The organism is Empedobacter brevis NBRC 14943 = ATCC 43319 (assembly GCF_000382425.1).
GTDB classification, from domain to species: Bacteria; Bacteroidota; Bacteroidia; order Flavobacteriales; family Weeksellaceae; genus Empedobacter; species Empedobacter brevis.
The window spans coordinates 299198-321369 of sequence record NZ_KB908292.1; the positions used below are offsets into that span (position 1 = coordinate 299198).

Below are 22172 nucleotides of genomic sequence, written 5' to 3' on the forward strand. Positions count from 1 at the left end.
AAAATCGAAAATGAAAAAATATATTTTATTTTTTACTTTTATTGTCCTTTCATTCGCTTTACCATTACATGCCCAAACCAATTATAAAGTCGGAGAAAATCTTAAATTTAGGGTTCATTATTCCGGGCTAAATGCCGGCTTTGCGAGTATAGATGTCCGCGAAGCTACATTGAATGGAAAAAGTCATTACCATATTGTAGGAAAAGGAAATTCAACCGGAGCCGTACGCGCTTTTTTTAAAGTAGATGATAATTATGAATCGTATATTGATAAAACCGATCTGAAACCGACCAAATTTGTCCGAAATATTGTTGAAGGAAGTTATAAACGTCATCAAATTTATTATTTTGACCATGCTAACAGAAAAGCAAAAGTTGAAAATAAAAGAGATGGAAAAATAACGACAGAGACAATTCCTTATGATGCACAGGATTTATTATCTGCTTTTTACAGTCTACGAAATGCTGATTCTTCTAAATTGAAAACAGGGGATTTCCTGAATGAAAATATTTTTTTGGGAGACGAGACTTTAAAATTTAGGTTGAAAGTTTTGGGGCGCGAAACCTTGAAAACAAAATTTGGTAAGATTTCGGCCATCAAAATTCGTCCTTATGTGCAATCAGGCCGCATTTTCAAAGAATCTGAGTCTGTTACCATGTGGATTTCTGACGATGCAAACCTGGTTCCGCTTAAAATAAAAGCGGGCTTATTGGTAGGATCTTTAAACGCTGATCTTAACGAATATAAAAATCTAAAATATCCACTAAATTTCACAAAGTAATTTCTTATAAATTCTATCAAAAATCCCTCACTTAATGAGGGATTTCTTCTTTTAAAATAACAATTCCTTTTGCATCATAATAGATACAAGAATAATCTTCTAGCGAAACGACCCATTTTTCTATTCCAGTATTAGCACAATGCATACAAAAAGTATAATAATCTGTTTCTCCTTGTTGATGAATTTTCAAGTAATTTTGAAATTGTTCTCTGTTCACTTCTTTCGAAATTGAGAGTTCTTCGTATTTCGGTAAAGAAGAAATTTTGTAATTATCTGTCCCCAAATAATTCGTATGGCTATCCGAAACCCAGGTTTCGAAAGATTTAACACCTAATTCATTTATTTTTTTAATAAAAATACAAAATAAAGTTCTCTATGTAGACAAACCCCGACATAAAGAGGAAAGTGTCAACATATTGAAGATTTTAACAGAGTAAATTTAAACAACAAAAGCCATAAATTAGCCTTAGATCGACAAAGATGCCGCTCTAAATCGTACCCCCTTATTATGCAGACAAAAGGGAGACAAAAAAAGAGTTAAAAAGGCTGTTTTTGACCAATAACTGACTACTATTGTCCACCCTGGAAGCCACTCATTTTTAAAGGTTGAATTTAATTTTACAACATAAAAATGAAGCGTATGAGAAGTACATTCAAAGTCCTTTTCTTTCTGAAAAGAGACAAACAAAAAAAAGACGGAAGTGTACCTGTTTATTGCAGGATTACCATTGATGGAAAAGAAGCCCGTTTCGGAATGAAAAAGGATATTGATCCTAAACTTTGGAAGGTGAAAGAAGGAAAGGCAACGGGAAAAAGTGCCGAATCATCTGAAATAAATGCACTGCTTGAAACAACAAAAGCCGCAATCCATAAAATTTATCGTGATGTTCAAGAGCGAGAAAATGCCGTTACAGCCGAAAAAGTAAAAAACATTTTTCTCGGAATCGACAGCAAACAATATATGTTGTTGAAAGCATTTGACGAACACGTTGAAGAAAATTTTAATCTGATAGGTAAAAGGATTGTAAAATCTACCTATACTAGATATTACTATCTACGAATCAGGTTATCGGAATTTCTTTTAGAAAAATACAACCTTTCTGACATTCCACTTCGGGAAATCAACTATCAGTTTATCCGTGATTTTGAAATGTATCTACTGACAGTTCGTGGAAATAAGCAAAGTACCATTGCCCAATATTTAATCAGTTTAAAGAAAATAGTCGAGTTGGCTTACAAAAATGAATGGATTTTCCGGAATCCGTTTATCAATTATAAAATAGAAGACGAAAAATCTGAAAGAGGCTATCTTACCCAAAGAGAAATCGAAATTTTGATGAATTGGAAATTGGATAAAAGACTGGAGAGAACAAGAGATGTTTTTATTTTCTGCTGCTTTACGGGTTTATCCTATATTGATGTATTCAAATTTACCAAAGAAAAAATTCAATTATCTATTGACGGGCAACAGTGGATTATGGGGAAACGAGAGAAAACCGATATGGATTATTTTATTCCAATGATGGAAATACCAAAGAAAATTCTGGATAAATATAAAAACCAAACTTTCAAAGACGGGAAACTACTTCCTGTAAAAACGAGTAGAACAGTGAATCCACATTTAAAAGAAATTGCGGAAATATGTGGAATTAAAAAGCATCTGACTTTTCACTTATCACGCCATACTTTTGCCACTTTAGCCATGTCAAAAGGCGTTTCATTGGAAAGCGTGAGTAAAATGTTGGGACATAAAGATATAAAAACTACCCAGATTTATGCAAAAATGACGACTGAAAAAGTTAGCAGAGATATGGCAATTTTCAAAGAAAGCATCAAAGAAACTGAAAGAAAATTTGCAATGAATTTTTGAAAAAAAAACCGAATATAAACATACAAACGGAAATGGTTTTTTATAGCTGTTTTCGTTTTTTGTATTCACTCATAAATAAAGAACCTACTAGTTATAATACCTATAAAAATAATACAGGGTACAAATTATCCACCTATAAAAAATACTGCAAGTCTCAACCACTGACCTGTGATAAGTAAGAGCTATTGGTATCTAATTTTTCAGCAAGTAATTATAGCAAAAGTCCTTTTTCGTTAAATTCATTGTTGTTTTCAAACTTTTCAAGTTTGCATCGTAGGTCTGTAAAAACCTCTTTGCTTTGTATGATGTTTTTTTATGTCTTCAGCATTTATACTTTTGACATATTCGAGCAAATCTCTTCCTGTCAATTGAAGTAGTTTATCATTAATCATTACCGCAACTCCACTTTTTCCGATGATTGAAATTTGATTGTTGAACCTTAAGATTGGGTGTAATTCTTAGTATATCTATTGCTGTTCCTCCAGAACCAGCTACGGAATTTTCAACATTAAAAACTAATTTGAATGAGCTTCGCATTAATTATATTACTTATGAATTGTATCATAATCCCAATTTTGGAGTATACTGTTGAAGGTTTAGCTTTGAATTGTGGTGTCTTCTCCCGACAGAATTTCTCTGATCTTTTTCAGGAAATTAACGGTATTCGTCCAACAGATTTTATAAAGTAAAGAAAAGCTGAATTAAAGGAAAAAGAAACTAAAAAGGAGGGATGTTAAAAATTATTTTTTAAGAGAACTCCTTCAATAATCAGGAGTTTACAGCTAGTTTTGTATTATTTTGGAATAATCTAAAAACAAATGGAAAATAGAAAATAAAGAACAATCCTTTTTCTTATGTTCTGATAAATACGATGCATCAAAACCATTTTTAATCATTAGATTTTCTAGCTGTTTAATAGTTTCAATATCCGAATTTGAAGAAAGTTTTTGATTTATTTTTCCGGATAGCATTATATGAGTTAAAGACGGATTTTCTATAAAAGCTAATTGTCCCTCAAAAGGCAATCTTAATTTTGTATAATTCCTCTCAGTAATTTTTTTTGTGTCTGTAACATATTCCGTAACTGATGAAGATGTTAATCTTTTGCATTCAATTGCAAAATATGGCTTGGTGTTTTTACCCCACGAATTTTTTTGTGCTTTATCTACGATATGAATATCAATAGGATCATTATGTAATTTATCATCTACCAAACCTCTGTACTCCTCAGAAACTTCCTTATTAACTGTAAAACGATCTGTTCCATCTTCAAACAAACAAAGCTCATTTTCAAGATAATCATCAACTAAACGGTTTCGTAAATAATCCTCTTTTTTTATTTTTCCAATTGTTTTTTCAGAAAGATCATAAACTATTTTATCTGTGATAATTTTTTCGTAACTACTAATTACACAAGTCAAAATATCTTTAATCTGTTTTTTAGTTAAGGATATTTTTTCTCGTCTTTTTTTAACAAAGTTTGAAGCATTTGAATTCATTCAGCAGACTTGTTTAATTCGTTTAACTCTGCTTCTTGGATAATCTCTTTAAATTCTGCTACATCATACCAAGCCATTGCTCTGTGCCAACATTTATATTCATTGGGTTTAATGATGTAAAAAGCATTATCTTCAAAACCTTTTATATCTTTTTGAATAAATAAGTTCTTTTCTATGTTATCTGTACTTACGATTTCAGAAACACTTAATGTATTTGCCAAACTTTTTAGTACGCTTTGTATATTTTTATTTTCTGAATAAATAATCGGATTATCTGGTTTTTCTTCTTTCATTATAAAATTCATTGCAATGAAATGATTTAAGGTATATACTTCAACTTGAATATATTCATCAACATAAATCTTTGAAAATTCATTAAGATAGATTTCTGCATATCTTTTCAAAAGCTCAATGTCATCATCTACCTTATGAGTAAATAAATCTTGTTTGCTTTCTTGAAACTGATATCTTGAGACATTTAAGACATAATCAATAAGATCTTTTTCATATTCTTTTATATCGTATAGTTCATAAATGATATTGTTTATTCTATCTAAAGCATTATTGTCGATTGGTGGCTCTGGATTTTTATGGTTGGCTGATTTTAATTCAAATTTAGTATCATCCTTTTTAATATTGTTTAGATAGAATTCCTTTATAGGAGTCAATAATGAATCGAATAACTGTGTTATTTTCGTTTTTATTTCTTCGTTTGCAATTACAATAGGAAAATTTAGATATTCATCATCAAATCTAATTGCAGGTCTTGTTCCAATTCCCCATGCGCCTGTAATATAAAATAAATAATAATTGTATAAATCACTAATTAATAGTGTATAAAGAAATTTCAGGAAGTTTTTATCATTGGAAGAAATAGAAAAAGTTCCTTTTCTAAAAACACTATCACTTTCTACGTATGAAATTACAGGTTTATTCCAATTTTTACTTTGTTCTTTTAATAAAATTTTTTCACCTAAAAATATATCTTTATTTCTTCCTCTTGATAGATAAACATCACTCTCTGAAAGTATTTTCGATTTACTAGTAAGAGTATAGTATTCATTAATATCATTATTCTCAATTATCGGAAGACCAATTAATCCTTCAAATTTTTTGCAATCTTTTCCTCTTTCAATACCTGCTCCTTTAAGGAGTTTACCTTTTTTTACAAAATCAAAAATTTTATCTTTATTATAATTAACTTTATTTATGAAATGAAAATCTAAAGTATTCCCGTATAAAGCTACTTTAAACATCCAATCATTTTCTATAAAATGTTTTTGAAGAATTTCTTTTTGATCAAATTTTTCAATGACAAGCATTCTGAAGTTTTTCAAAAAAGAATTTACTTTTAAACTATGGTGTTTTACAGTATTATTGAAATGTTCATTGTTATTCGATAACCGAAAGAATATTATAGACGTAGGACTTTCTTGGGTATCAAAAAGAGATTGTTTCACTGCTGATAAATCAAAAAACTTATCAATACAATATGTATTTAATACATCTTTTTTGAATTTTCTTGTAGTCTTTGAAACATTATAAAACATTGTACTTGTTAATATTAATGCACTTTTTGTATCAAAAGTCATAAAATCCTTAACTCGTAATAAGAAAGATTGTGCAATCTCGAAGTTTCCAACAGTTTTGTTATTTGTTGTTAGCCATTTAGTGTGTATTACATCATCTTTTTTACTCTTCCACGGCGGATTTCCAAGAATGAATTTCGGTTGTATATTTTTTATTGTTTCCTCAAAATCAGCAGATTCTAAATTATTTTCATTATTTAGTTTTCCAAAAAAGTTAGATTCAAAAAGGTTCTTACCTATTAACTTAGGAAATTGGTATATATTAATATCCGCAGGGTCTAAATAGTCTAACAATGCAATATAAATCGAAAAGCAAGTAACTTTCAAAGCCTGTGAGTTAATATCAATACCATAAAGGTTATTTTCTGCAAAACTTTTTATTTTTTCACTAAATAGAATTTTATCATCATTTCCATTTAATTCAATCTCTTTCTCGATGATTCTACGAAGAGATTGAACAAGAAATATCCCTGAACCTACTGCTACCTCAAAAATAGTACAGTCTTCGGGTTTATTGTTTTTTAGAAACTCATCAACAGTATCTTTTAATATATAGTCTACTAAAAATGAAGGCGTATAGACTGCGGAATCTAGTTTTCTTTTCTCCTCATCAATTAGAGACTCGTAAATTCCCGAAATAACTTCTACAGGAATAATTGAAAAGTCAAATATTTCAAAAAAGAAATTTTTAAATAATGAATCATCTCCATCCAATTCTCCGGCAAAAACTGCAGATAAATAATCGGCTTGGTTATTTGTTAGTACAAACTCTGTTTCTTTAAATAAAACTCCATTAAAACGTTTATTAAGTTTAATAAACAGTTGATTGAGATTTTCCGGATCTTTTATAAGCTGAATAAAGTTTTTACGTCTTTCATTCAAGTTCTCGACATCACCAGGAATTAATTCGTTATCTATATTGATTTTTCTATCAATCAGATAACGAATAAATATTAGTCTTAAAATCAAAGAATTTGCCTCATTTTCATTCAATGAAGAATCGCTAGTTAAATGATTTCTAACCTCTTTTATATTACTGAATAAACGTTCGTTTACTCTTTTTCTATGGGTTTTACCTTTCTGTTTTTCAATATATTCTTTCTGGAACCAATCCCAAGTATTTCCACTTTCTAATTCCCAAAGATTAAATAATCTTTTTATTTCATCCTCAGATAAATCTATTTTTTCAAGAGTGTTTTGCTTTTTGTCCTTAATATAATTTAGGGCATTAAAAACCTCAATACCTGTATCTTTGAGAATAAAAATAATTGAGGTGTTATCAAAAGACCATACCTTTTTATACAAATCACTTAACTCTCGATTATCTTTTGTAAGGTCGAAAAACAGAATTAAAGGTTGCGAATTAAAAATATAAACAGCATCAGGTAAAATTGATTCTATCTTTTGTTGGATATCCTTATGAAACTGTACATCATAATTGTTGTTGCTTTTATTTCTAAAAACAACACTTTGGTCGAGATCAAGACTCTTCAGTACTTTATTTAAGCTATAATTATCCACAATATTCCTCAATATGCAAATCTAAATATAAAAAATAATATTAAGACTATAATTTGTTCTCCATTGTCAAAACAAATAAACTGTTAAAATATTTTAACTGGGACTGACTGTTAATTAGCGTTCAATCACCAGCCTATAAAGAATAATGTAAGGTTCTATAGCTGACCTGTAAGAAATAATACAGGGTTCAATCACTGACCTATAAAAAATAGTGTAAGGTTCAACATTCAACCTGTAAAATATAATACAGGGTGCAAATCACTCACCTATAAAAATACTACAAGGTTCAACGCTTTAACCTGTAAAAAATAATGTAAGGTTTAGCATTTCAACCTGTAAAGAATACTGCAAGGTCCAGCCACTGACCTATAAAAAATAGTGTAAGGTTCAACATTCAACCTGTAAAATATAATACAGGGTTCAACATCCAACCTATAAAAAATAACATAGGGTTTAGTACCCCAGCTATAAAGAATAATGTAGAGTACGAATCACCCGCCTATAAAAAATACTACAACGTCCAATGCTCTAACCTATAAAAAATACTACAAGGTTCAGCCACTGACCTGTAAAAAATAAAGTAATGTTTAATACTTCAACCTGTAAAAAATAGCACAAGGTATTCTTTTTAGATTTTTAAAAACTTTAAATATTGATAATCATAAGTTTAACAAATAAAACACCCATTTTTTCAGAACTCTCAAAAAATCAGCCTTATTAATGAGCAAGATGTGTCTTTGTATATACAAATTTTAGCAAATTTCTATATCTAAAAGACCTCTTGCCTTTTTTGCAAAAAGGGGAAAAAACGACGGAACTTGTTTTTTAAAATTTCAATGAAAATAGGTTTAATTATCCAAAAAAATCCATTTTACTCTTTTTTAATCTTTTCCTATTCCAGACTAATCTAAAGTAGTCTTACTCCGTCCAAGTCGCGTGAATACTATTGTTTTCATGGTTTTGATGTGCCAATTTTGTAAAGGAAATATCCATGAAAAAATGAAAAATGGAAAAGAAGACGTGATTATTATAAGAGTTCAAAAATTAAGAAAGAAAAACTGGAAGCAACTCTGTTTAGAAAAAAATATTTCTCTGACCAATTTAATCATTGATTCTGTAGAAAACAGGATTCTGGATGATGAGAGAAGAAAAATAGTAACGTTCATTGAAAAGCAGGACAACATCTTTGTTAAAATTGAAACCAACATTAATCAGATTGCCAAAACGGTAAACGGTCAAAAGTTCATTTCGGACTGTCAATTACAAAAGTTCTCTGAGCAGCTTGCTGAAATTATAGCACTAAAAAAGCAACAGAATGACCTTTTTCTAAAAATCTATTCAATGCTTGGGAAATGATTGTAAAGATTATGGAATCCGCAGGACCTTCCTTCCCCGGAGTAAAATACAACGATAAAAAGGTAGGTAATGGAAAAGGCGAATTAATGCTGATGAAAAATTTTCCGTCGTTCATTAACGAATCAAGCAACCGGGAAGAAGTAAAATCCTATTTGGCTTGCATTTCCAAAAACGAGAAAGTAAAGAAACCGCAATTCCACGCCATGATTTCAACCAAGTTTCAAGAACATTCCAAAGAAGAGCTCAGCCAAATTGCTGAAAAGTTTATGGAAGAAATGGGCTACGGAAACCAGCCTTTTCTCATCGTTTTTCACAACGATACTGAAAGCAGCCATGTGCATATTGTTTCGACAAGGGTAGATAAACAAACCGGAAAAAAGATAAACGACAGCTATGAAAAGCTGAAAGCGCAAAGAGCTTTGGCAAATGTAATGGAAAAGATGTACGGAATAAACAATGTAGAAAATATCAATAAGCTTCTGAGTTACCGGACCGGCTCTTTAAAACAATTGGAACTTTTACTGGAAAGACATGGATTCCGGTTAGCTCAGAACAAAGAAGACCAAATTAAATGGGATATTCTGAAAAATGGTGTTTGTGAAAAAACAATTTACGGGAATCAGTTTGTTTTTGACAACAGAAAGAATGATGCCAGAACGAAACAAATAAGGGCTATTCTAAGCAAATACAAAGAGCTCTGCTCCAATAAGGTGTTTAAAGTGGAAGACAGAAGAAAACAAGATTCAATGCTTCCGAAAGAAAAACAGGATGAAGATTGGAAACCTAAAATCGAGTTTGAAAGTGAGCTTCAGAAAAAACTCAGAGAGGTTTTCGGGATTGATATTGTATTTCATCATAAAGACACGAAGAACCCTTTCGGTTATACAGTGGTTGACCATAAAACAAAAGCGGTTTACAAAGGAAGCGAGATCATGAAAATGAATGACTTGTTTGAGTTCACTTCCGAAACAATGGACAAACGGCTTTTTGAACGGTTGAAAGATTTTAACATTCCGGATAAAGAAATAAAAACAGTGCTTTTGAATTTTTTGAAAACAAAGCATCCGGAAAGTGATCTGTATGACTTTATGCTTTTTGAAAACAGAAAAAGAAAGGATAAGGAAACTTTTAATGCAATAAGAAATGATGTAAAAGAGCATCTTACGGCACAGAATCACCATGATGTTCACCTTATAAAATCGGAACACGGAAAATATTACACCATCCATTCCAAATTCCATTACATCGGAAAACTGGAACAATTGATTGGAGAAAAAGAGTATCAGAAATTTATACATCCAAATGAAAATCACTCAGGCAATCTAACCACCAAAGAACTAACAAAAGCAGTCAATCAAATGCTGTTCGAATGGACGAAAACTTCAACAACAGGAAAAGATCCTGCACAAGATGAATTCAAGAAAAGACGTAAAAACAAAAAAAAATCATAATATGATTATCACATTCGCCACACAAAAAGGAGGAGCAGGCAAAACCACGCTGGCTATTGCTTTTGCCAATTATATTTCGGCACTATCCGACAGAAAAATCAATGTTTTTGACTTTGACTATCAGAAGTCCTTCTATAATAAATGGAAAGAAGATGAACTTTCCGAATTGCCGAAACGCTATGAAGTCAAAGTAGCAGGAGATGGAGAGAACCCTTTTTCAGATTTAGAGCAGCTGATTGGTTTAAAGGAAAGCAGAGATATAAATGTCTTTGATTTAGCCGGAACACTTGATGAAAAATACAGCGACCTGTTGATTTACAGTGATGTGATTATCATTCCTTTCGAATATTCCGATGTATCGGTAAAGTCCACACTGGTTTTCAAAAATGTTCTCGGAATGCTGGAAAGCGAAGCAGAACGCATTTTCATCCGCTCTAAATACGATAAGGGATATAAATACCTCAATCAAAAGGAAATGGATGTTGAGATTTCGAAATACGGAATTCTGATTGAAAGCCCTGTCTTCAAAAGAAACTGCCTGCAAACCATTGATACCAGAAAATTAACCTATGAACAGAAATATGCTGTAAAGAATCCTTTTAATGAAATCATAGCACACATTAACGAAGCACTTCAAACCACTATTTAGAAAAGAATTGAGAACCTAAAAAAATCTAAAACAATGATCAAATATTCACTTCTACTTATAACAGCTTATGTTATTTATTATGCCGGAAACATTATCTACGATCTTTTTCTTAAAAAAGAAACTGCTGTAAACCGGGAAGAATCAGAAGTCTTTTCTTTTTCTGATTATGCTTTAGATAAAGAAGAACCGGAAGCTGTAGGAATTGAAGATGTCGAGAACCTCAATCTGCCGCAATCGTTCACTCAAAAAGAAATCATCCCGAAACTTTCCCCGGAGCATGAAGAAAGACTGAGTCTGGATGAATTAAGACAGCGTTTTGAGTCCGAACAGGATTTGGATGACGTTTTGGAAAACGAGCCTGAAAGAACAAAAGAAGAATCGAAAAACAAAGATAACGGATGGCATCAAATCCTTAACCTTTCAGAAACTATGGTTCAGCTGGTTTCCAATATCGACGGGCACAAGGTGTATCATTCAACAATGTAAATCAAATTCAACTCTTATTTAACCTAAATTTTAATTTTTTATTACGATGAAAAAGAATTTCAAAAAAAACGTGACAACAAAAAAGGCTCTAACCCTTGCTTTAGTACTGTTGGCAACGGTTCCGATGTTTGCCCAGGGCGGAGCAACCGCAATCTCCAATGCAGCAAGTGACATCAGGGACTATTGGGACCCCATTAAGCTGATTCTGAAAGCAGTTGGCGGATTGGTCGGATTTATCGGTGGCCTGCGGGTTTATAACAAATGGACCAACGGAGATCAGGATGTGAACAAGGAAATTCTTGGTTATGGAGGAGCCATGATCTTTTTGCTTGTAGTTCCGGAATTTGTCACTGCATTCTTTGCCTAATATGGGGTTTTATCTCTACAAGGGGCTGAAAAAGCCTCTTGTATTTTTCGGATTGAAAGGAAAGTACATTTTTTATGCTGTGGGTATTATCGCAGGTGGTGTCGTAAGCTCCCTTATCTTATCCAAATTCGGATTGTTAGGTTCTTTGCTTGGACTTGGTGTAACCGCAGGGTGTGTTTATCTCATTTTTAAAAGGCAGGACAAATACGGATTGTATGACAAAACCAAAAACTTCAATCAGATTTTAATTTTTCCCAAAAGGATAAGCAACAAAACACGATTAAAACGAAATGAAAACAAAAAAGCAAGCATTTGATATTCCTTTTATCGGCTACGATTATGGCAAAGATATGGGATGGGATTTTGATGTTCTTTTTGGACAATATGGAAATCCGGTTATCGGTATCAGTATCAAGAATAGTGTAGAACAGTACTCGGCAGACCCCGATAATTATCTCCATTTTCATACAGTTCTCAATCAGGTCGTAGCCATTATCGGAGAAGGACGAATTGTTCAAAAGCTCGACCTGTTTTCAAAAAAGAAATACACAGCTGAACCATTCAATCAATTTTTACAGCAAAAATATTCAGAACATTTTGATGGGCGACTTTTTAAAACAATTGAAACGGTACTTCTCTTCACAGATATTATAGATGACAAGCTGAAAAAGAAAAACAAACAGTACGACTTTTCTGATAAAAGTTACAAAGAACTTCGGGACAAATGCCAAAAAGTATTTATGCTTCTAAAGCAGAGCGATTGTGAGCCGGAATTCTTATTTGAAAAAGACTTTGAATACTATATTTCCGGGGCATTGTCAATGCAATTTACAAATACACCATCTTTTGATAATATTAAAAGTACAAATGAGTATTTGCGAATCGGAAACCGATACGTTAAAAATATTTCCTACGTTGATGTTGAAAATATTGATCTACCCTCTGAGATTGAACCTTATTCTATCTTGGGAGGTAACGGAGCAGCAGCAGAAACAGCAGTCGATAATTTTACGTTCATCAATGAGTTGGAAGATTACGAAACGATTATTTACAATCAGGTTATTACCATTCCACCACAGGCACAGCAGCAAAGGGAACTCGACAAAAAAAAGAAAAAGCATGAAGGAGCAGCCAATAATTCACCATCCAATGCCATTATCGCAGAAGAGATTGGGACGCTTTTACATCATATCGCCATTGATGGACAACTCGTTGTCAATGCTCATTTTTCTATTCTGTTTTCAGCAGAAACACTGGAAAAAATGGAAAATATCCAGTCAATGATTGAGAATAAGCTTTTCACCAAAGGTATCAAAGTTTCGCAAAATGCCTACAATCAATTGGAGCTTTTTCGTGCTGCAATTCCGGGCAATGCGACGGAACTTAGGGAATACGATTTATTTATGACAACAAGCGAAGCAGCCTTGTGTTTTTTTTTTAAAGAGTGTTACCCCGTGAATGAAGAATCGAACTTTTATTTAAGGTTTACAGACCGACAAGGTGTTCCTCTAAAAATAGACCCGGCAGATTTACCGATGAAAACAGGAAGAATCAACAACAGAAATAAGTTTGTTCTCGGTCCTTCAGGTAGTGGAAAATCTTTCCTGATGAATAATATCATCGAACAATATTTGACCTACAATTATGACGTGGTGATTGTTGATACCGGAGATTCTTATTCGGGAACCTGTAAATACAAAGGCGGAAGATATATTCAATATACAGAGGAAAAACCCATTACGATGAATCCATTTCTGATGGACAAGAAAGAATTCAATATTGAAAAAATCGAATTTTTAACCAATTTGATTTTTTTGATCTGGCAAGGTCCCGACGCATCTGTATCTGCTGCACAGAAATCCATCCTGGATAATGTATTGATGTCATATTATCACCAGTATTTCAACAAAGGAACGCAGTGGTATGAGAATAAGAGTTCGGAAGATCTGATTCTTTATTTGAATAAATACAACATTTATGAAGAAGATATTTATGAAGAATTTGAGAATGAAGTAAACAAGCAAAATAGCTATTACGATATTTTGGGAATCGCTTTTGATGCAGATGCACAAGAAATTAAAGAAGCCGGAAGAAAACTTTTGAAACGTTATCATCCCGATAAAAACCTTCATAATCCCGATTATGACAGCGAGAAATTTTATAAGGTTTTTGAAGCCTACGAAATACTGAATGATGAAAACCGAAGAAAAATCTACAATGAAACCCGGTTAGCTCTCATTACATCCGATGAAATTATTAAAAGACCTGAAACAGCTGAAGAGTGGAATGAATCATTCAGAAAAGCCATTATCAAAAAAATCAAGGAACTTGAAGAAAAATTAGAATCAAAAGAACTTTCTTTCAATGGATTCTATGATTATTGTGATAAATTCCTTCCACTTTATCTGAATAATAAAAAGCATACGATCACAGAAAAAGAATTTAATCTGAGAACTTTTTTGTTTGTACTGAAAGATTTTTACAAAGGAGGACGATACGGAACCACTTTGAATGAATCAGCCGATAATACACTGTTTGATGAATCGTTCATCGTGTTTGAAATCGATAATGTAAAGGATAATCCAAAATTGTTTCCGATTGTAACGCTGATCATTATGGATACATTTATCCAGAAAATGCGATTGAGAAAAGACCGCCGAAAAGCCCTTATCATTGAAGAAGCGTGGAAAGCGATAGCGAGTAAATTAATGGGTGGTTATATTCTTTACTTGTATAAAACGGTTCGAAAATTCTGGGGAGAGGCAGTTGTGGTCACACAAGAATTAGACGATATTATCGGAAATGCCGTGGTAAAAGACAGTATCATCAACAATTCCGATACCTTCATTTTACTTGACCAGACCAAATTCAAAGATAATTTTGACCGTATTGCGGCTTTACTTTCATTGAATAAAGTGGAGCAAAATAAGATTTTCACCATTAACAATCTGAACAATAAATCCGGACGAAGCCGATTTAAAGAATTTTATCTCAAGCGAGGTTCTAAAGGAGAAGTCTATGGAAACGAAGTTGCCCTTGAGCAGTACTTGACCTACACGACAGAAAAACCTGAAAAATCCGCAGTTGAATACTATGTGCAAAAATATGGCAACTATGATGAAGCCTTGGTTAGAATGGTAGATGATTTGAAAAGTTTCGGAGACAGCCTTGAAAACCTGGTGTCTTTAGTTAATCTGTACCAGAAGCCTTTAGACAAAAAAATTATTTCGTATTACAAGATGATGAAGAATACCTATAAAGGGGAAAATATTTTCAAAATCATTTCACAGGAATTGGAAGACCAAAATATCAGTTTTTCTGAATTAATTAATCAAAAAGAATATGAAAAAGTTTAGCATTTTATTTTTAGGAATTGGAAGTTTAGGCTTTGCTCAAAACACTTACATCGACCCGACTGTAACAGCGGCGATGATCCTATATTCGGAAAACCTGAAAGCCAAGCAGAATGATGTCGTAGAAGAAACCTCTAAATTGAAAGATGCCCAAACATGGGTAGGCACTCAAATGGTTGCAGCCAATGACATTCAGAATAAACTACTGAAAGGGTTGAAAGAAGTTTCGGGAACCTTACAGAACGGGATTCAGTTAAAGGAAATCAATTCCGAACTTAATAAATGTTACACGTATTCTTATGAGGTTGTTAAGTTAGCATCAAAGCATCCCCAGTATGCCATTTTTGGAACGAAAGCTTCACAAAAAACATATGAGCAGAGTATAAAAATCGTAACCGATGTATCAGATATTTTGGCTTCAGGAGAGCTTAATCTTGCTACGGCAGGAGATCGGTATAAAATACTTCATAACATTTCCGGAAATGTAAAAAACCTGAAGCTTTGGCTTCTGGCGATAAAATTAAGACTGGAAAAAGCCAATCGGTTGGGATTCTGGAATTCCATCAATCCGTTTGCAGGATACATCAATACCGATAAAGCTATTGTAGAGGATATCATGCACCGATACAAACGAAACTTTTAAAAATCATACGATGAAAGTGAAAATCAAACTTCACCGATTTATCAGAAGTAGCATTTTTCTGAGTTTACTGATTCCTGTACTATTTGTCGTGTTGACTTCTATGGGAGGTGGATCTACACCACCGTGGCAAAAAGAAAACGTTTCTTTTCCGATGATGAATATTCAAATCAATGCAGCGATGAAAGAACACGACAGGCAAAAGGAAATGAGGCAAAAACAAACCCTAAACGCAACTGTGGAAACAGCAAACCAATCAGAGTGGAAAGGTTTTAAAGAAAAGGTTACGAAAATTCAGGACCGATTGCGGATTGTTTCATTTGCTATTCAGGCAATACCTACCGGAATTGCGATAAATAGGGAAATAACGAAAATAAAGAATAACCAGACAGCAATCATGAACGAGATCGGCACAGCACCTTATTCCATCATTTCTGTATTGCCTTCCCAGGTGCAGTTTGTCGATGAGCTACAAATGGTAACACGCCTGATAACCGGAATTGTTTTGTCTTACGGAGCAATCAACCAAATGGAAAAATCAGAACGTAAAATTTTACTGGATTATGCACTAAGCGAAGTCAAAACATTAAGCAGGAATTCTACCCATATGCTTTTAAAAATAAGAGACATTAAAGCCAAGGTTTTACGCAATAAAAGGGCATTCCAATTTTACGTCAACCGTGATAAACAAGTAGTTGAAAACATTATGAAAAACATTAAATCTTTTTAGGCATGAAGAAAAAATTAACTATTGGGTTATTTGCACTCTTAGGAATCTCTCTCTATAGTCAGCAAATCGTGATCAATGACAAACTATTAACTCAAATAACAAAGGATCATGCGGTACGATTGACAAGTGAACAGCTATTTCTGAATTCCTACGAAAAACAAAATGAGCTGTATAATAACATCAAAAATAAAACAGCCCAGGTAATTGCTATTCAGGAGTACATCTACCAGCAGTTGAAAAATGTTAATTCAGCCCTTACACAGAGTAAAAAGCTGATCTATCTCTATGAGTATCTGGGGAAAATAGTAACGAACTCTAATAAAATGCGAAAATTATCGGCACAGCATCCGCAGCATGCCGTATTGGTTTCAAAATATTACGCAGCAATCGGTAGGCAGGTAACAAAGCTTCAGCAGGAAATATCACAGGATATTTTAAACGAAAACAAAGATTTTTTGATGGATGCGATGGACAGGGAAATGCTGATTGAAAAGATTTTTACGCGTGTCAGAAATATCAACGGAAATATTCTCTATATCATTTTGCGATTGGAAAATGCCAAGAAAATCCCTTACCTGTATCAGGTTCCTGTACTAAGAAACTATATCAATGTAGACAAAGCCATTGTAGGAAACATTATTCAAAAATATAAATACCTATTCAATTAATATTATGGAAAAGCTATTCAAAAAAATAAGTCTCTTACCGTTATTGCTCCTTACAGTTTCAATGTACGGACAGGTAAGTGTAAAACGATTAAATGACCCTGCTATTGTCGCCCAGCATAAGAGAATGACCTTTGAAAGATGGGGAGATTGGCGGCCTTATCCTAAGTATTTTTTAGGCATTCAGAGAAATGTTGCCTACGCTACAGTTTGGGGAATGTGGGCACCGAAGATTAACAGGGATTATAAAAAAGGAGATGATATAAGACCTTTAAAACCAACGGGAATACAAAACCAACGGTTTGCTGAGCTTAAATTCCAGGAAGAAGAAGCAAAGAAAATCAAGGCAGCATCCGACACTATTTATAAAAGAAGTGTTCAGGATTTTGCCCACTGGACTTCTACTACGGTTGACGCAGACCCCCTTTGGCTCTTGTATTACAAACGGATGTTAAAACCCATTACAGAGTTTCCCGATGCACCACAGAATTTTATCCAATGGCGGTTGAAAGGCCAAGTAATTTACGAAATACTTAAAACCACAGGCACTTTAAAAAGGCTTCAGGAAGAACTGGATTTAATAAAAGAAAAATACGAGATGTCCCGATCTATGGATATGCCCAGAGGAAAACGTTTCGTCATGTATCATGAAACCCTTATCAGGTGGCGAAAATTTGAACAGGAATTAAAAAGGTATAGCAATAAGACGACACTTCTTTTAGATTACAAAATGCTTTTAAAAAACCATTCTTCTACCACCATACCACAGGGATTTACACCTCAAACGGATAAAGAGATTATACATAACAAAATGCAACACTACAAACACCGATATTAGATGATAAATAAAAAACTCACGCTATTTTGCTGCATTCTGGCAATTTTATTACCGGTAATCGGCTTTGCTCAAACTGATGCTGATTATAACAATCTGCTTCAGTTTTTGAAGGGAGACGGAGCTTTCGAGAAATGGTTTATGGAGGTCTTTACAAAACTAGACAACAAAGTACAGGATGAAGCAGTAGGATCTGCACTTGTCGGAAGAGCCATTGGTGGTCTGGGAGCTTTAATGTATCTCGGATATATGGGCTGGCAAATGGCAGCCGGAGACCGTGAATGGGAAATAACGCCTATGCTGAAACCTATCCTGATAGGATTTACACTGGTGTATTGGAGTGGATTTGTCAATTTGATACAAGCTCCTTTTGAAGCTATTGCCGAGCCCGGAATTGCCATTTTCAGCGACATTGAATCCGAAGTGAATGATTTGCGTGTTCAACGATTTAAAAAACAACAGCAGTTGCTGGATGCCGTGATCAAACTAAAAGCAGAAGAAGATGCCAAGCAAGACGTTATTAACAATACGGGCAAAGATGCCGATGATTCGTGGTTTGATATCAGCGAAGGATTGGACAAATTAATTCAGCCCATTAAAGAATGGCAGATTAGAATGCAGTTTCAGATGCAGAAACTGGTAGCCGAACTCATTGAGTTTGTCTGCCTATCCATTCTTCGGGTTTGCGTGTATCTTATTTTCTTCATCCAAAAGATCTGGGCGTATATACTCATTATTCTTGGCCCTATTGCTGTTGGAATGTCTCTTGTTCCGGGATTTGAAAACTCGTTATACAGCTGGGTATCCAAGTTTATCAACATCAATCTGTACACTTTTGTTGCGTACACCATTATCAATATCGGACAGCAACTCATCGCTTCCGGTTATATGATGGAAATTGAGCGGTACGACACCCTGTTAACAAATGGAACGATCTCCAATTTAGATGCTTTGCTGGTGTATGTAAGTAATTCCGGAATGATTTATAACCAGCTTTTTACGTGCGTTGCCTATATCGTAACGGGAATAGGTGTCTTAATGACCCCGACCATAGCCGATACTATCGTAACAGCAGGCGGTGCCGGTGCAATGACCAAGATGAAAAGTGCAGCAGGAAAAATGGTAAGCGGTGCCAAAACAGCCGTATTGGCAGCTAAAACAGGAGGTGCTTCCACAGTTGTAGCAGCTAAGACAGCTTCAAAAGCTGCTGAGCTAAGTTCCGCTTTCGGAAGAGTTCAGAACGCAATGAAAAATGGAAAATAATAAAACGTAGTCCTAACAATTAATCCCTAAAAAATGCTTATCAGAAACATAGAACAACGAATTAAAATCAATAAAGTTGTTTCATTATCAGCCATTGTATTTGCTGTTTTTATCGTCATCAGTGGTTTTGTCTTTGCGTATAAAATGATCCAGGATTCCCGAAAATCCATTTATATTTTGGACAATGGCGTTCCGGTTTTAGCCAAACAAACCGATGTTTTACTAAACAGGCCAGTGGAATACAAAGCGCAGATTGAATTATTTCATCGTTTGTTTTTCACATTAGCTCCGGATGACGCCTATATTAAAGAAAATATTCAAAAATCATTGTATCTCATAGACGACAGTGGAAAAAAAGAATATACCAACTTACGGGAAAAAGGGTTTTACAATCAGATTGTTGCCTCGAGTTCAATGGTTAGCATCCATACCGATTCGATAGCAGTCAATATGGAACAACAGAAATTCTCTTTTTTTGGAAAACAAATGATAACAAGAAAATCGTCTGTCATTACCCGAAAATTGATTACTGAAGGATTTTTTGAAGACATTATCCGAAGTCCTCATAATCCGCATGGTGTACTTCTCAAAAGCTGGCGAATCCTTAATAACGAAGAAATCTCAAATCAAACCAAAAATTCGTATTAAAAATGAATGCTTTTTTCAAACAAACCGGAAGAAAATGGCTGGATTGGGCTGTTACAAATCCCAAAAAGTTTTTTACCTATTCCATGCTTTTTTTATCGGTCTCATTCGTCATCTCCATGATACAGGGAATTTTCTTTCCCTCTGAAGCCGCATTTAAAATAAAGCCCCCAATGCTGTATTCCAAAAGCAATACAAGTCAAAACACAATTGTAAAGAATGAAAAGGAAATGGAAAAAATAGTCAATGAGCTTAAAACCCTGAAAGTAAAAAGAGATCAGAATGCTTTACAAAGAGAAGACAGTCTGAGAATTGAATATTTGTTTAACCACTATCAAAAATTAAAAAATGCCGGTAGCACCGGAAGCAATTTATCTAAAAATCAAAAAGAATGAAAAAAATTGATTTCAAACAAAAAAAATACATTTTGCCTCTTCTGGCGCTGCCATTTTTGCTCCTTTTTGTGTATGTAGGTACTCAGTTTGCAAAAGAGGATACTTCAGAAAAAGATAAAACCAAGGAGCTTTCCATTTCTTTAGGCGAATCCAAAGATTCCATTATGACAAAAGATGATGCCTATGATGCGTTTTTTAAAAAAGACGACAACAGAACCATGCTGGAAGGGCTGAATAAAGAAGAGGACAGCTTGTTAAGCTATGAGGATCAGCTTTCATTAGACCAAAAAAGGAAGATCGATTCGTTAAAAGATGTCAGGGGAAGGCAACAAACTTATCAGGCAAAAGTAAATCCGTCATCGTATTATAATCCTAAAAATCAGCAAGACGACGATTACAAACGATCTTCGGATATTATCAGAATGCTCAATGATAAATCTTACGGAAAAACGGAAGATCATGACGTAGCAGAACAACCGAAAGCAAACAATCAGAATGACCCTGTCAACTATTTGAAACAACAAATGCTGGTCATGGATTCGTTGGAAAAAGCAAGAGATCCCGAGTATCAAAAAGAACTTTTAGTAGAACAGAAATTAAAAGCCAATAAAGAAAAAATGGATGCATTTCTTAATTCTACATTCAATGTCAGCAAATCCGGGATAAATAACGGATTCAATGCTTTCTACAAAGAAAAGGAAAACAGTTTTATAAAAGCTGTGATTGATGAAGACAACAAAGGTTTTTTGGGAAGCAGAATCCGATTTCGATTACTGGAAGACATTTTTGTGGGAAACCGGAAAATAGAAAAAGGCACTATATTATATGGGCTAATCTCCGGATTTTCAATGCAAAGGGTCAATCTTACGATTGTATCCGTATTTACTAGAGGAGAGATTTATCCTGTTAATCTTTCGATTTATGACATTGACGGTATGAAAGGATTGTATGTTCCTGAGAGTGTCTTTAGGGATATGCTTCGGGAAATGGGGAGTAATTCCGTTCAGGGAACCCAAATGGATATGGGCGGAGAAGGATTTTTTACCAGTCTTGGCGCTAAATTATTTACATCGACCTCAAAATCCATTGCCAATCTGATTAAAACGAACAAAGCCAAACTGAAATACAATTCGTATGTCTTTCTGATTGATGAAAAACAACTAAAAAATTCACAAAACCAACAAAATAAATAAGAAAATGAGAACGATGATCTATACGCTGTTTCTGTTTACAGCCAACTTTTTAACGGCACAAACGGCAACGAAAGAACAAGTTATTTCGGATTTACCGGAAATAGAAATTACCAAAGGAATCAACCTGCATATTATTTCACCTGAACCCATTCAATATGTGGATTTATCAACAGAAAAACTAACGGGAGATTTACCGGCTTCCACGATCGGTAGAATTAAAATTACAGATCATTCGGAAGAAGAAAAGGAAAAGACCAAACAATCAGCTCCTTTTTTTATTGGAGAAAATATCGGAATTATTACCGTAGTAGGTCAGTCTTTTATTGCGCAATACAAGGCGGTCTACAGAAATCCTAAAGATGTGAATACGGTTACCAATATTCATATTCAGCCCGAAGATATGCAACCTATTGAGTTTGATAAAATGACTTTTTCTCATCTGGAACTGAGAAAATTTGCATGGAACATTATTCAGAATAAATCAGATAAAAATCCGATTAGAGAAGAAAAAAATCTAAAATTAAATGTAAGACTCAACAATGTATACGTGATGAGTGATTATATCTTTTTGGATATGACTTTTCAGAATAACACCAATTTAAGCTATGATATGGAAGATTTAAAGTTTTCCATAGAAGATAAAAAAATCCACAAAGCAACAAACAATCAAAGCGTTGAAATGATGCCGATTTTTCGACTGAATCAGCAAAAACATTTTAGAAAGAATTTCCGAAATATTTATGTGTTCAAAAAATTCACTTATCCAAATTCTAAAGTGATGATGATCCGCCTGATTGAAGAACAGCTTTCAGGAAGAACCATTGAAATGAAAATCAACTATTCTGATATTCTTAAAGCAGATACATTTTAATAGACCGTGCTTA

At 33.7% G+C, this 22172-nt stretch carries 22 protein-coding genes; 19 read left to right on the forward strand and 3 right to left on the reverse strand.

What is annotated here, in order from left to right; all coding sequences use genetic code 11:
• Positions 1 to 10 precede the first annotated feature (10 nt).
• Positions 11 to 781, forward strand: a complete 771-nt coding sequence (locus H277_RS0104685; protein ID WP_019974424.1) for a DUF3108 domain-containing protein — start codon at positions 11 to 13, stop codon at positions 779 to 781.
• A gap of 31 nt (positions 782 to 812) precedes the next feature.
• On the opposite strand, the gene H277_RS19460 is transcribed toward H277_RS0104685, so the two are convergent.
• A complete protein-coding gene (locus tag H277_RS19460) occupies positions 813 to 1139 on the reverse strand; it encodes a DUF1398 domain-containing protein (RefSeq protein WP_146810751.1) in 327 nt (108 codons plus the stop codon).
• 282 nt (positions 1140 to 1421) lie between these two features.
• Here H277_RS19460 and H277_RS0104695 point away from each other — a divergent pair, with 282 nt between their 5' ends.
• Positions 1422 to 2651, forward strand: a complete 1230-nt coding sequence (locus H277_RS0104695) for a site-specific integrase (protein ID WP_026357410.1) — start codon at positions 1422 to 1424, stop codon at positions 2649 to 2651.
• Between the two features lie 551 nt (positions 2652 to 3202).
• Complete coding sequence (locus H277_RS20160; protein ID WP_146810753.1) at positions 3203 to 3340, forward strand: helix-turn-helix transcriptional regulator; 138 nt, start codon at positions 3203 to 3205, stop codon at positions 3338 to 3340.
• 93 nt (positions 3341 to 3433) lie between these two features.
• Here the strand turns inward: H277_RS20160 and H277_RS0104710 are convergent, their stop codons facing one another.
• Complete coding sequence (locus H277_RS0104710) at positions 3434 to 4150, reverse strand: hypothetical protein (protein WP_019974429.1); 717 nt, start codon at positions 4148 to 4150, stop codon at positions 3434 to 3436.
• Positions 4147 to 7272 (reverse strand): Eco57I restriction-modification methylase domain-containing protein, encoded by a 3126-nt coding sequence (locus H277_RS0104715; protein ID WP_244874876.1) that lies wholly within the window; start codon positions 7270 to 7272, stop codon positions 4147 to 4149. The genes H277_RS0104710 and H277_RS0104715 overlap by 4 nt, the downstream gene beginning before the upstream one ends.
• A 987-nt stretch (positions 7273 to 8259) precedes the next feature.
• Here H277_RS0104715 and mobC point away from each other — a divergent pair.
• From mobC to H277_RS0104795, 16 genes are all read left to right on the forward strand, one after another.
• Positions 8260 to 8616, forward strand: a complete 357-nt coding sequence (mobC, locus tag H277_RS0104720; protein ID WP_019974431.1) for a plasmid mobilization relaxosome protein MobC — start codon at positions 8260 to 8262, stop codon at positions 8614 to 8616.
• Positions 8613 to 10067 (forward strand): relaxase/mobilization nuclease domain-containing protein, encoded by a 1455-nt coding sequence (locus tag H277_RS0104725; protein WP_019974432.1) that lies wholly within the window; start codon positions 8613 to 8615, stop codon positions 10065 to 10067. The genes mobC and H277_RS0104725 overlap by 4 nt, the downstream gene beginning before the upstream one ends.
• Position 10068: 1 nt before the next feature.
• On the forward strand, positions 10069 to 10716 hold the full coding sequence (locus tag H277_RS0104730) for a ParA family protein (protein WP_026357411.1): 648 nt from the start codon (positions 10069 to 10071) through the stop codon (positions 10714 to 10716).
• Positions 10717 to 10749: 33 nt separating this feature from the next.
• Positions 10750 to 11202 carry a hypothetical protein gene (locus tag H277_RS0104735; protein ID WP_019974434.1) on the forward strand — a complete coding sequence of 151 codons (453 nt, stop codon included), beginning with the start codon at positions 10750 to 10752 and terminating at the stop codon, positions 11200 to 11202.
• Between the two features lie 46 nt (positions 11203 to 11248).
• Entirely contained in the window at positions 11249 to 11569 is a 321-nt protein-coding gene (locus tag H277_RS0104740; RefSeq protein ID WP_019974435.1) for a DUF4134 domain-containing protein, read from the forward strand.
• Between the two features lies 1 nt (position 11570).
• A complete protein-coding gene (locus H277_RS0104745; protein ID WP_019974436.1) occupies positions 11571 to 11885 on the forward strand; it encodes a DUF4133 domain-containing protein in 315 nt (104 codons plus the stop codon).
• Entirely contained in the window at positions 11860 to 14925 is a 3066-nt protein-coding gene (locus H277_RS0104750) for a TraG family conjugative transposon ATPase (RefSeq protein WP_019974437.1), read from the forward strand. The genes H277_RS0104745 and H277_RS0104750 overlap by 26 nt, the downstream gene beginning before the upstream one ends.
• Entirely contained in the window at positions 14912 to 15565 is a 654-nt protein-coding gene (locus H277_RS0104755; RefSeq protein WP_019974438.1) for a hypothetical protein, read from the forward strand. The genes H277_RS0104750 and H277_RS0104755 overlap by 14 nt, the downstream gene beginning before the upstream one ends.
• A 10-nt stretch (positions 15566 to 15575) precedes the next feature.
• A complete protein-coding gene (locus tag H277_RS0104760; protein WP_244874877.1) occupies positions 15576 to 16292 on the forward strand; it encodes a hypothetical protein in 717 nt (238 codons plus the stop codon).
• 2 nt (positions 16293 to 16294) lie between these two features.
• A complete protein-coding gene (locus tag H277_RS0104765) occupies positions 16295 to 16960 on the forward strand; it encodes a hypothetical protein (protein ID WP_019974440.1) in 666 nt (221 codons plus the stop codon).
• A gap of 124 nt (positions 16961 to 17084) precedes the next feature.
• Positions 17085 to 17795 carry a hypothetical protein gene (locus tag H277_RS0104770; protein WP_244874878.1) on the forward strand — a complete coding sequence of 237 codons (711 nt, stop codon included), beginning with the start codon at positions 17085 to 17087 and terminating at the stop codon, positions 17793 to 17795.
• Complete coding sequence (locus H277_RS0104775; RefSeq protein ID WP_019974442.1) at positions 17796 to 19055, forward strand: TraJ family protein; 1260 nt, start codon at positions 17796 to 17798, stop codon at positions 19053 to 19055.
• Between the two features lie 33 nt (positions 19056 to 19088).
• Complete coding sequence (gene traK, locus H277_RS0104780) at positions 19089 to 19703, forward strand: conjugative transposon protein TraK (protein WP_019974443.1); 615 nt, start codon at positions 19089 to 19091, stop codon at positions 19701 to 19703.
• 2 nt (positions 19704 to 19705) lie between these two features.
• Positions 19706 to 20095, forward strand: a complete 390-nt coding sequence (locus H277_RS18625) for a hypothetical protein (protein ID WP_019974444.1) — start codon at positions 19706 to 19708, stop codon at positions 20093 to 20095.
• Positions 20092 to 21288 (forward strand): conjugative transposon protein TraM, encoded by a 1197-nt coding sequence (gene traM / locus H277_RS0104790; RefSeq protein WP_019974445.1) that lies wholly within the window; start codon positions 20092 to 20094, stop codon positions 21286 to 21288. Before H277_RS18625 ends, traM begins: the two co-directional genes overlap by 4 nt.
• Before the next feature lie 4 nt (positions 21289 to 21292).
• A complete protein-coding gene (locus H277_RS0104795) occupies positions 21293 to 22159 on the forward strand; it encodes a DUF4138 domain-containing protein (RefSeq protein ID WP_019974446.1) in 867 nt (288 codons plus the stop codon).
• Positions 22160 to 22172: the final 13 nt, after the last annotated feature.

Coding starts and splice junctions, on each gene's coding strand:
- H277_RS0104685 (WP_019974424.1), top strand. CDS start 11: ATGAAAAAATATATTTTATTTTTTACTTTTATTGTCCTTTCATTCGCT.
- H277_RS0104695 (WP_026357410.1), top strand. CDS start 1,422: ATGAGAAGTACATTCAAAGTCCTTTTCTTTCTGAAAAGAGACAAACAA.
- H277_RS20160 (WP_146810753.1), top strand. CDS start 3,203: ATGAATTGTATCATAATCCCAATTTTGGAGTATACTGTTGAAGGTTTA.
- H277_RS0104710 (WP_019974429.1), bottom strand. CDS start 4,150: ATGAATTCAAATGCTTCAAACTTTGTTAAAAAAAGACGAGAAAAAATA.
- mobC (WP_019974431.1), top strand. CDS start 8,260: ATGAAAAATGGAAAAGAAGACGTGATTATTATAAGAGTTCAAAAATTA.
- H277_RS0104725 (WP_019974432.1), top strand. CDS start 8,613: ATGATTGTAAAGATTATGGAATCCGCAGGACCTTCCTTCCCCGGAGTA.
- H277_RS0104730 (WP_026357411.1), top strand. CDS start 10,069: ATGATTATCACATTCGCCACACAAAAAGGAGGAGCAGGCAAAACCACG.
- H277_RS0104735 (WP_019974434.1), top strand. CDS start 10,750: ATGATCAAATATTCACTTCTACTTATAACAGCTTATGTTATTTATTAT.
- H277_RS0104740 (WP_019974435.1), top strand. CDS start 11,249: ATGAAAAAGAATTTCAAAAAAAACGTGACAACAAAAAAGGCTCTAACC.
- H277_RS0104745 (WP_019974436.1), top strand. CDS start 11,571: ATGGGGTTTTATCTCTACAAGGGGCTGAAAAAGCCTCTTGTATTTTTC.
- H277_RS0104750 (WP_019974437.1), top strand. CDS start 11,860: ATGAAAACAAAAAAGCAAGCATTTGATATTCCTTTTATCGGCTACGAT.
- H277_RS0104755 (WP_019974438.1), top strand. CDS start 14,912: ATGAAAAAGTTTAGCATTTTATTTTTAGGAATTGGAAGTTTAGGCTTT.
- H277_RS0104760 (WP_244874877.1), top strand. CDS start 15,576: ATGAAAGTGAAAATCAAACTTCACCGATTTATCAGAAGTAGCATTTTT.
- H277_RS0104765 (WP_019974440.1), top strand. CDS start 16,295: ATGAAGAAAAAATTAACTATTGGGTTATTTGCACTCTTAGGAATCTCT.
- H277_RS0104770 (WP_244874878.1), top strand. CDS start 17,085: ATGACCTTTGAAAGATGGGGAGATTGGCGGCCTTATCCTAAGTATTTT.
- H277_RS0104775 (WP_019974442.1), top strand. CDS start 17,796: ATGATAAATAAAAAACTCACGCTATTTTGCTGCATTCTGGCAATTTTA.
- traK (WP_019974443.1), top strand. CDS start 19,089: ATGCTTATCAGAAACATAGAACAACGAATTAAAATCAATAAAGTTGTT.
- H277_RS18625 (WP_019974444.1), top strand. CDS start 19,706: ATGAATGCTTTTTTCAAACAAACCGGAAGAAAATGGCTGGATTGGGCT.
- traM (WP_019974445.1), top strand. CDS start 20,092: ATGAAAAAAATTGATTTCAAACAAAAAAAATACATTTTGCCTCTTCTG.
- H277_RS0104795 (WP_019974446.1), top strand. CDS start 21,293: ATGAGAACGATGATCTATACGCTGTTTCTGTTTACAGCCAACTTTTTA.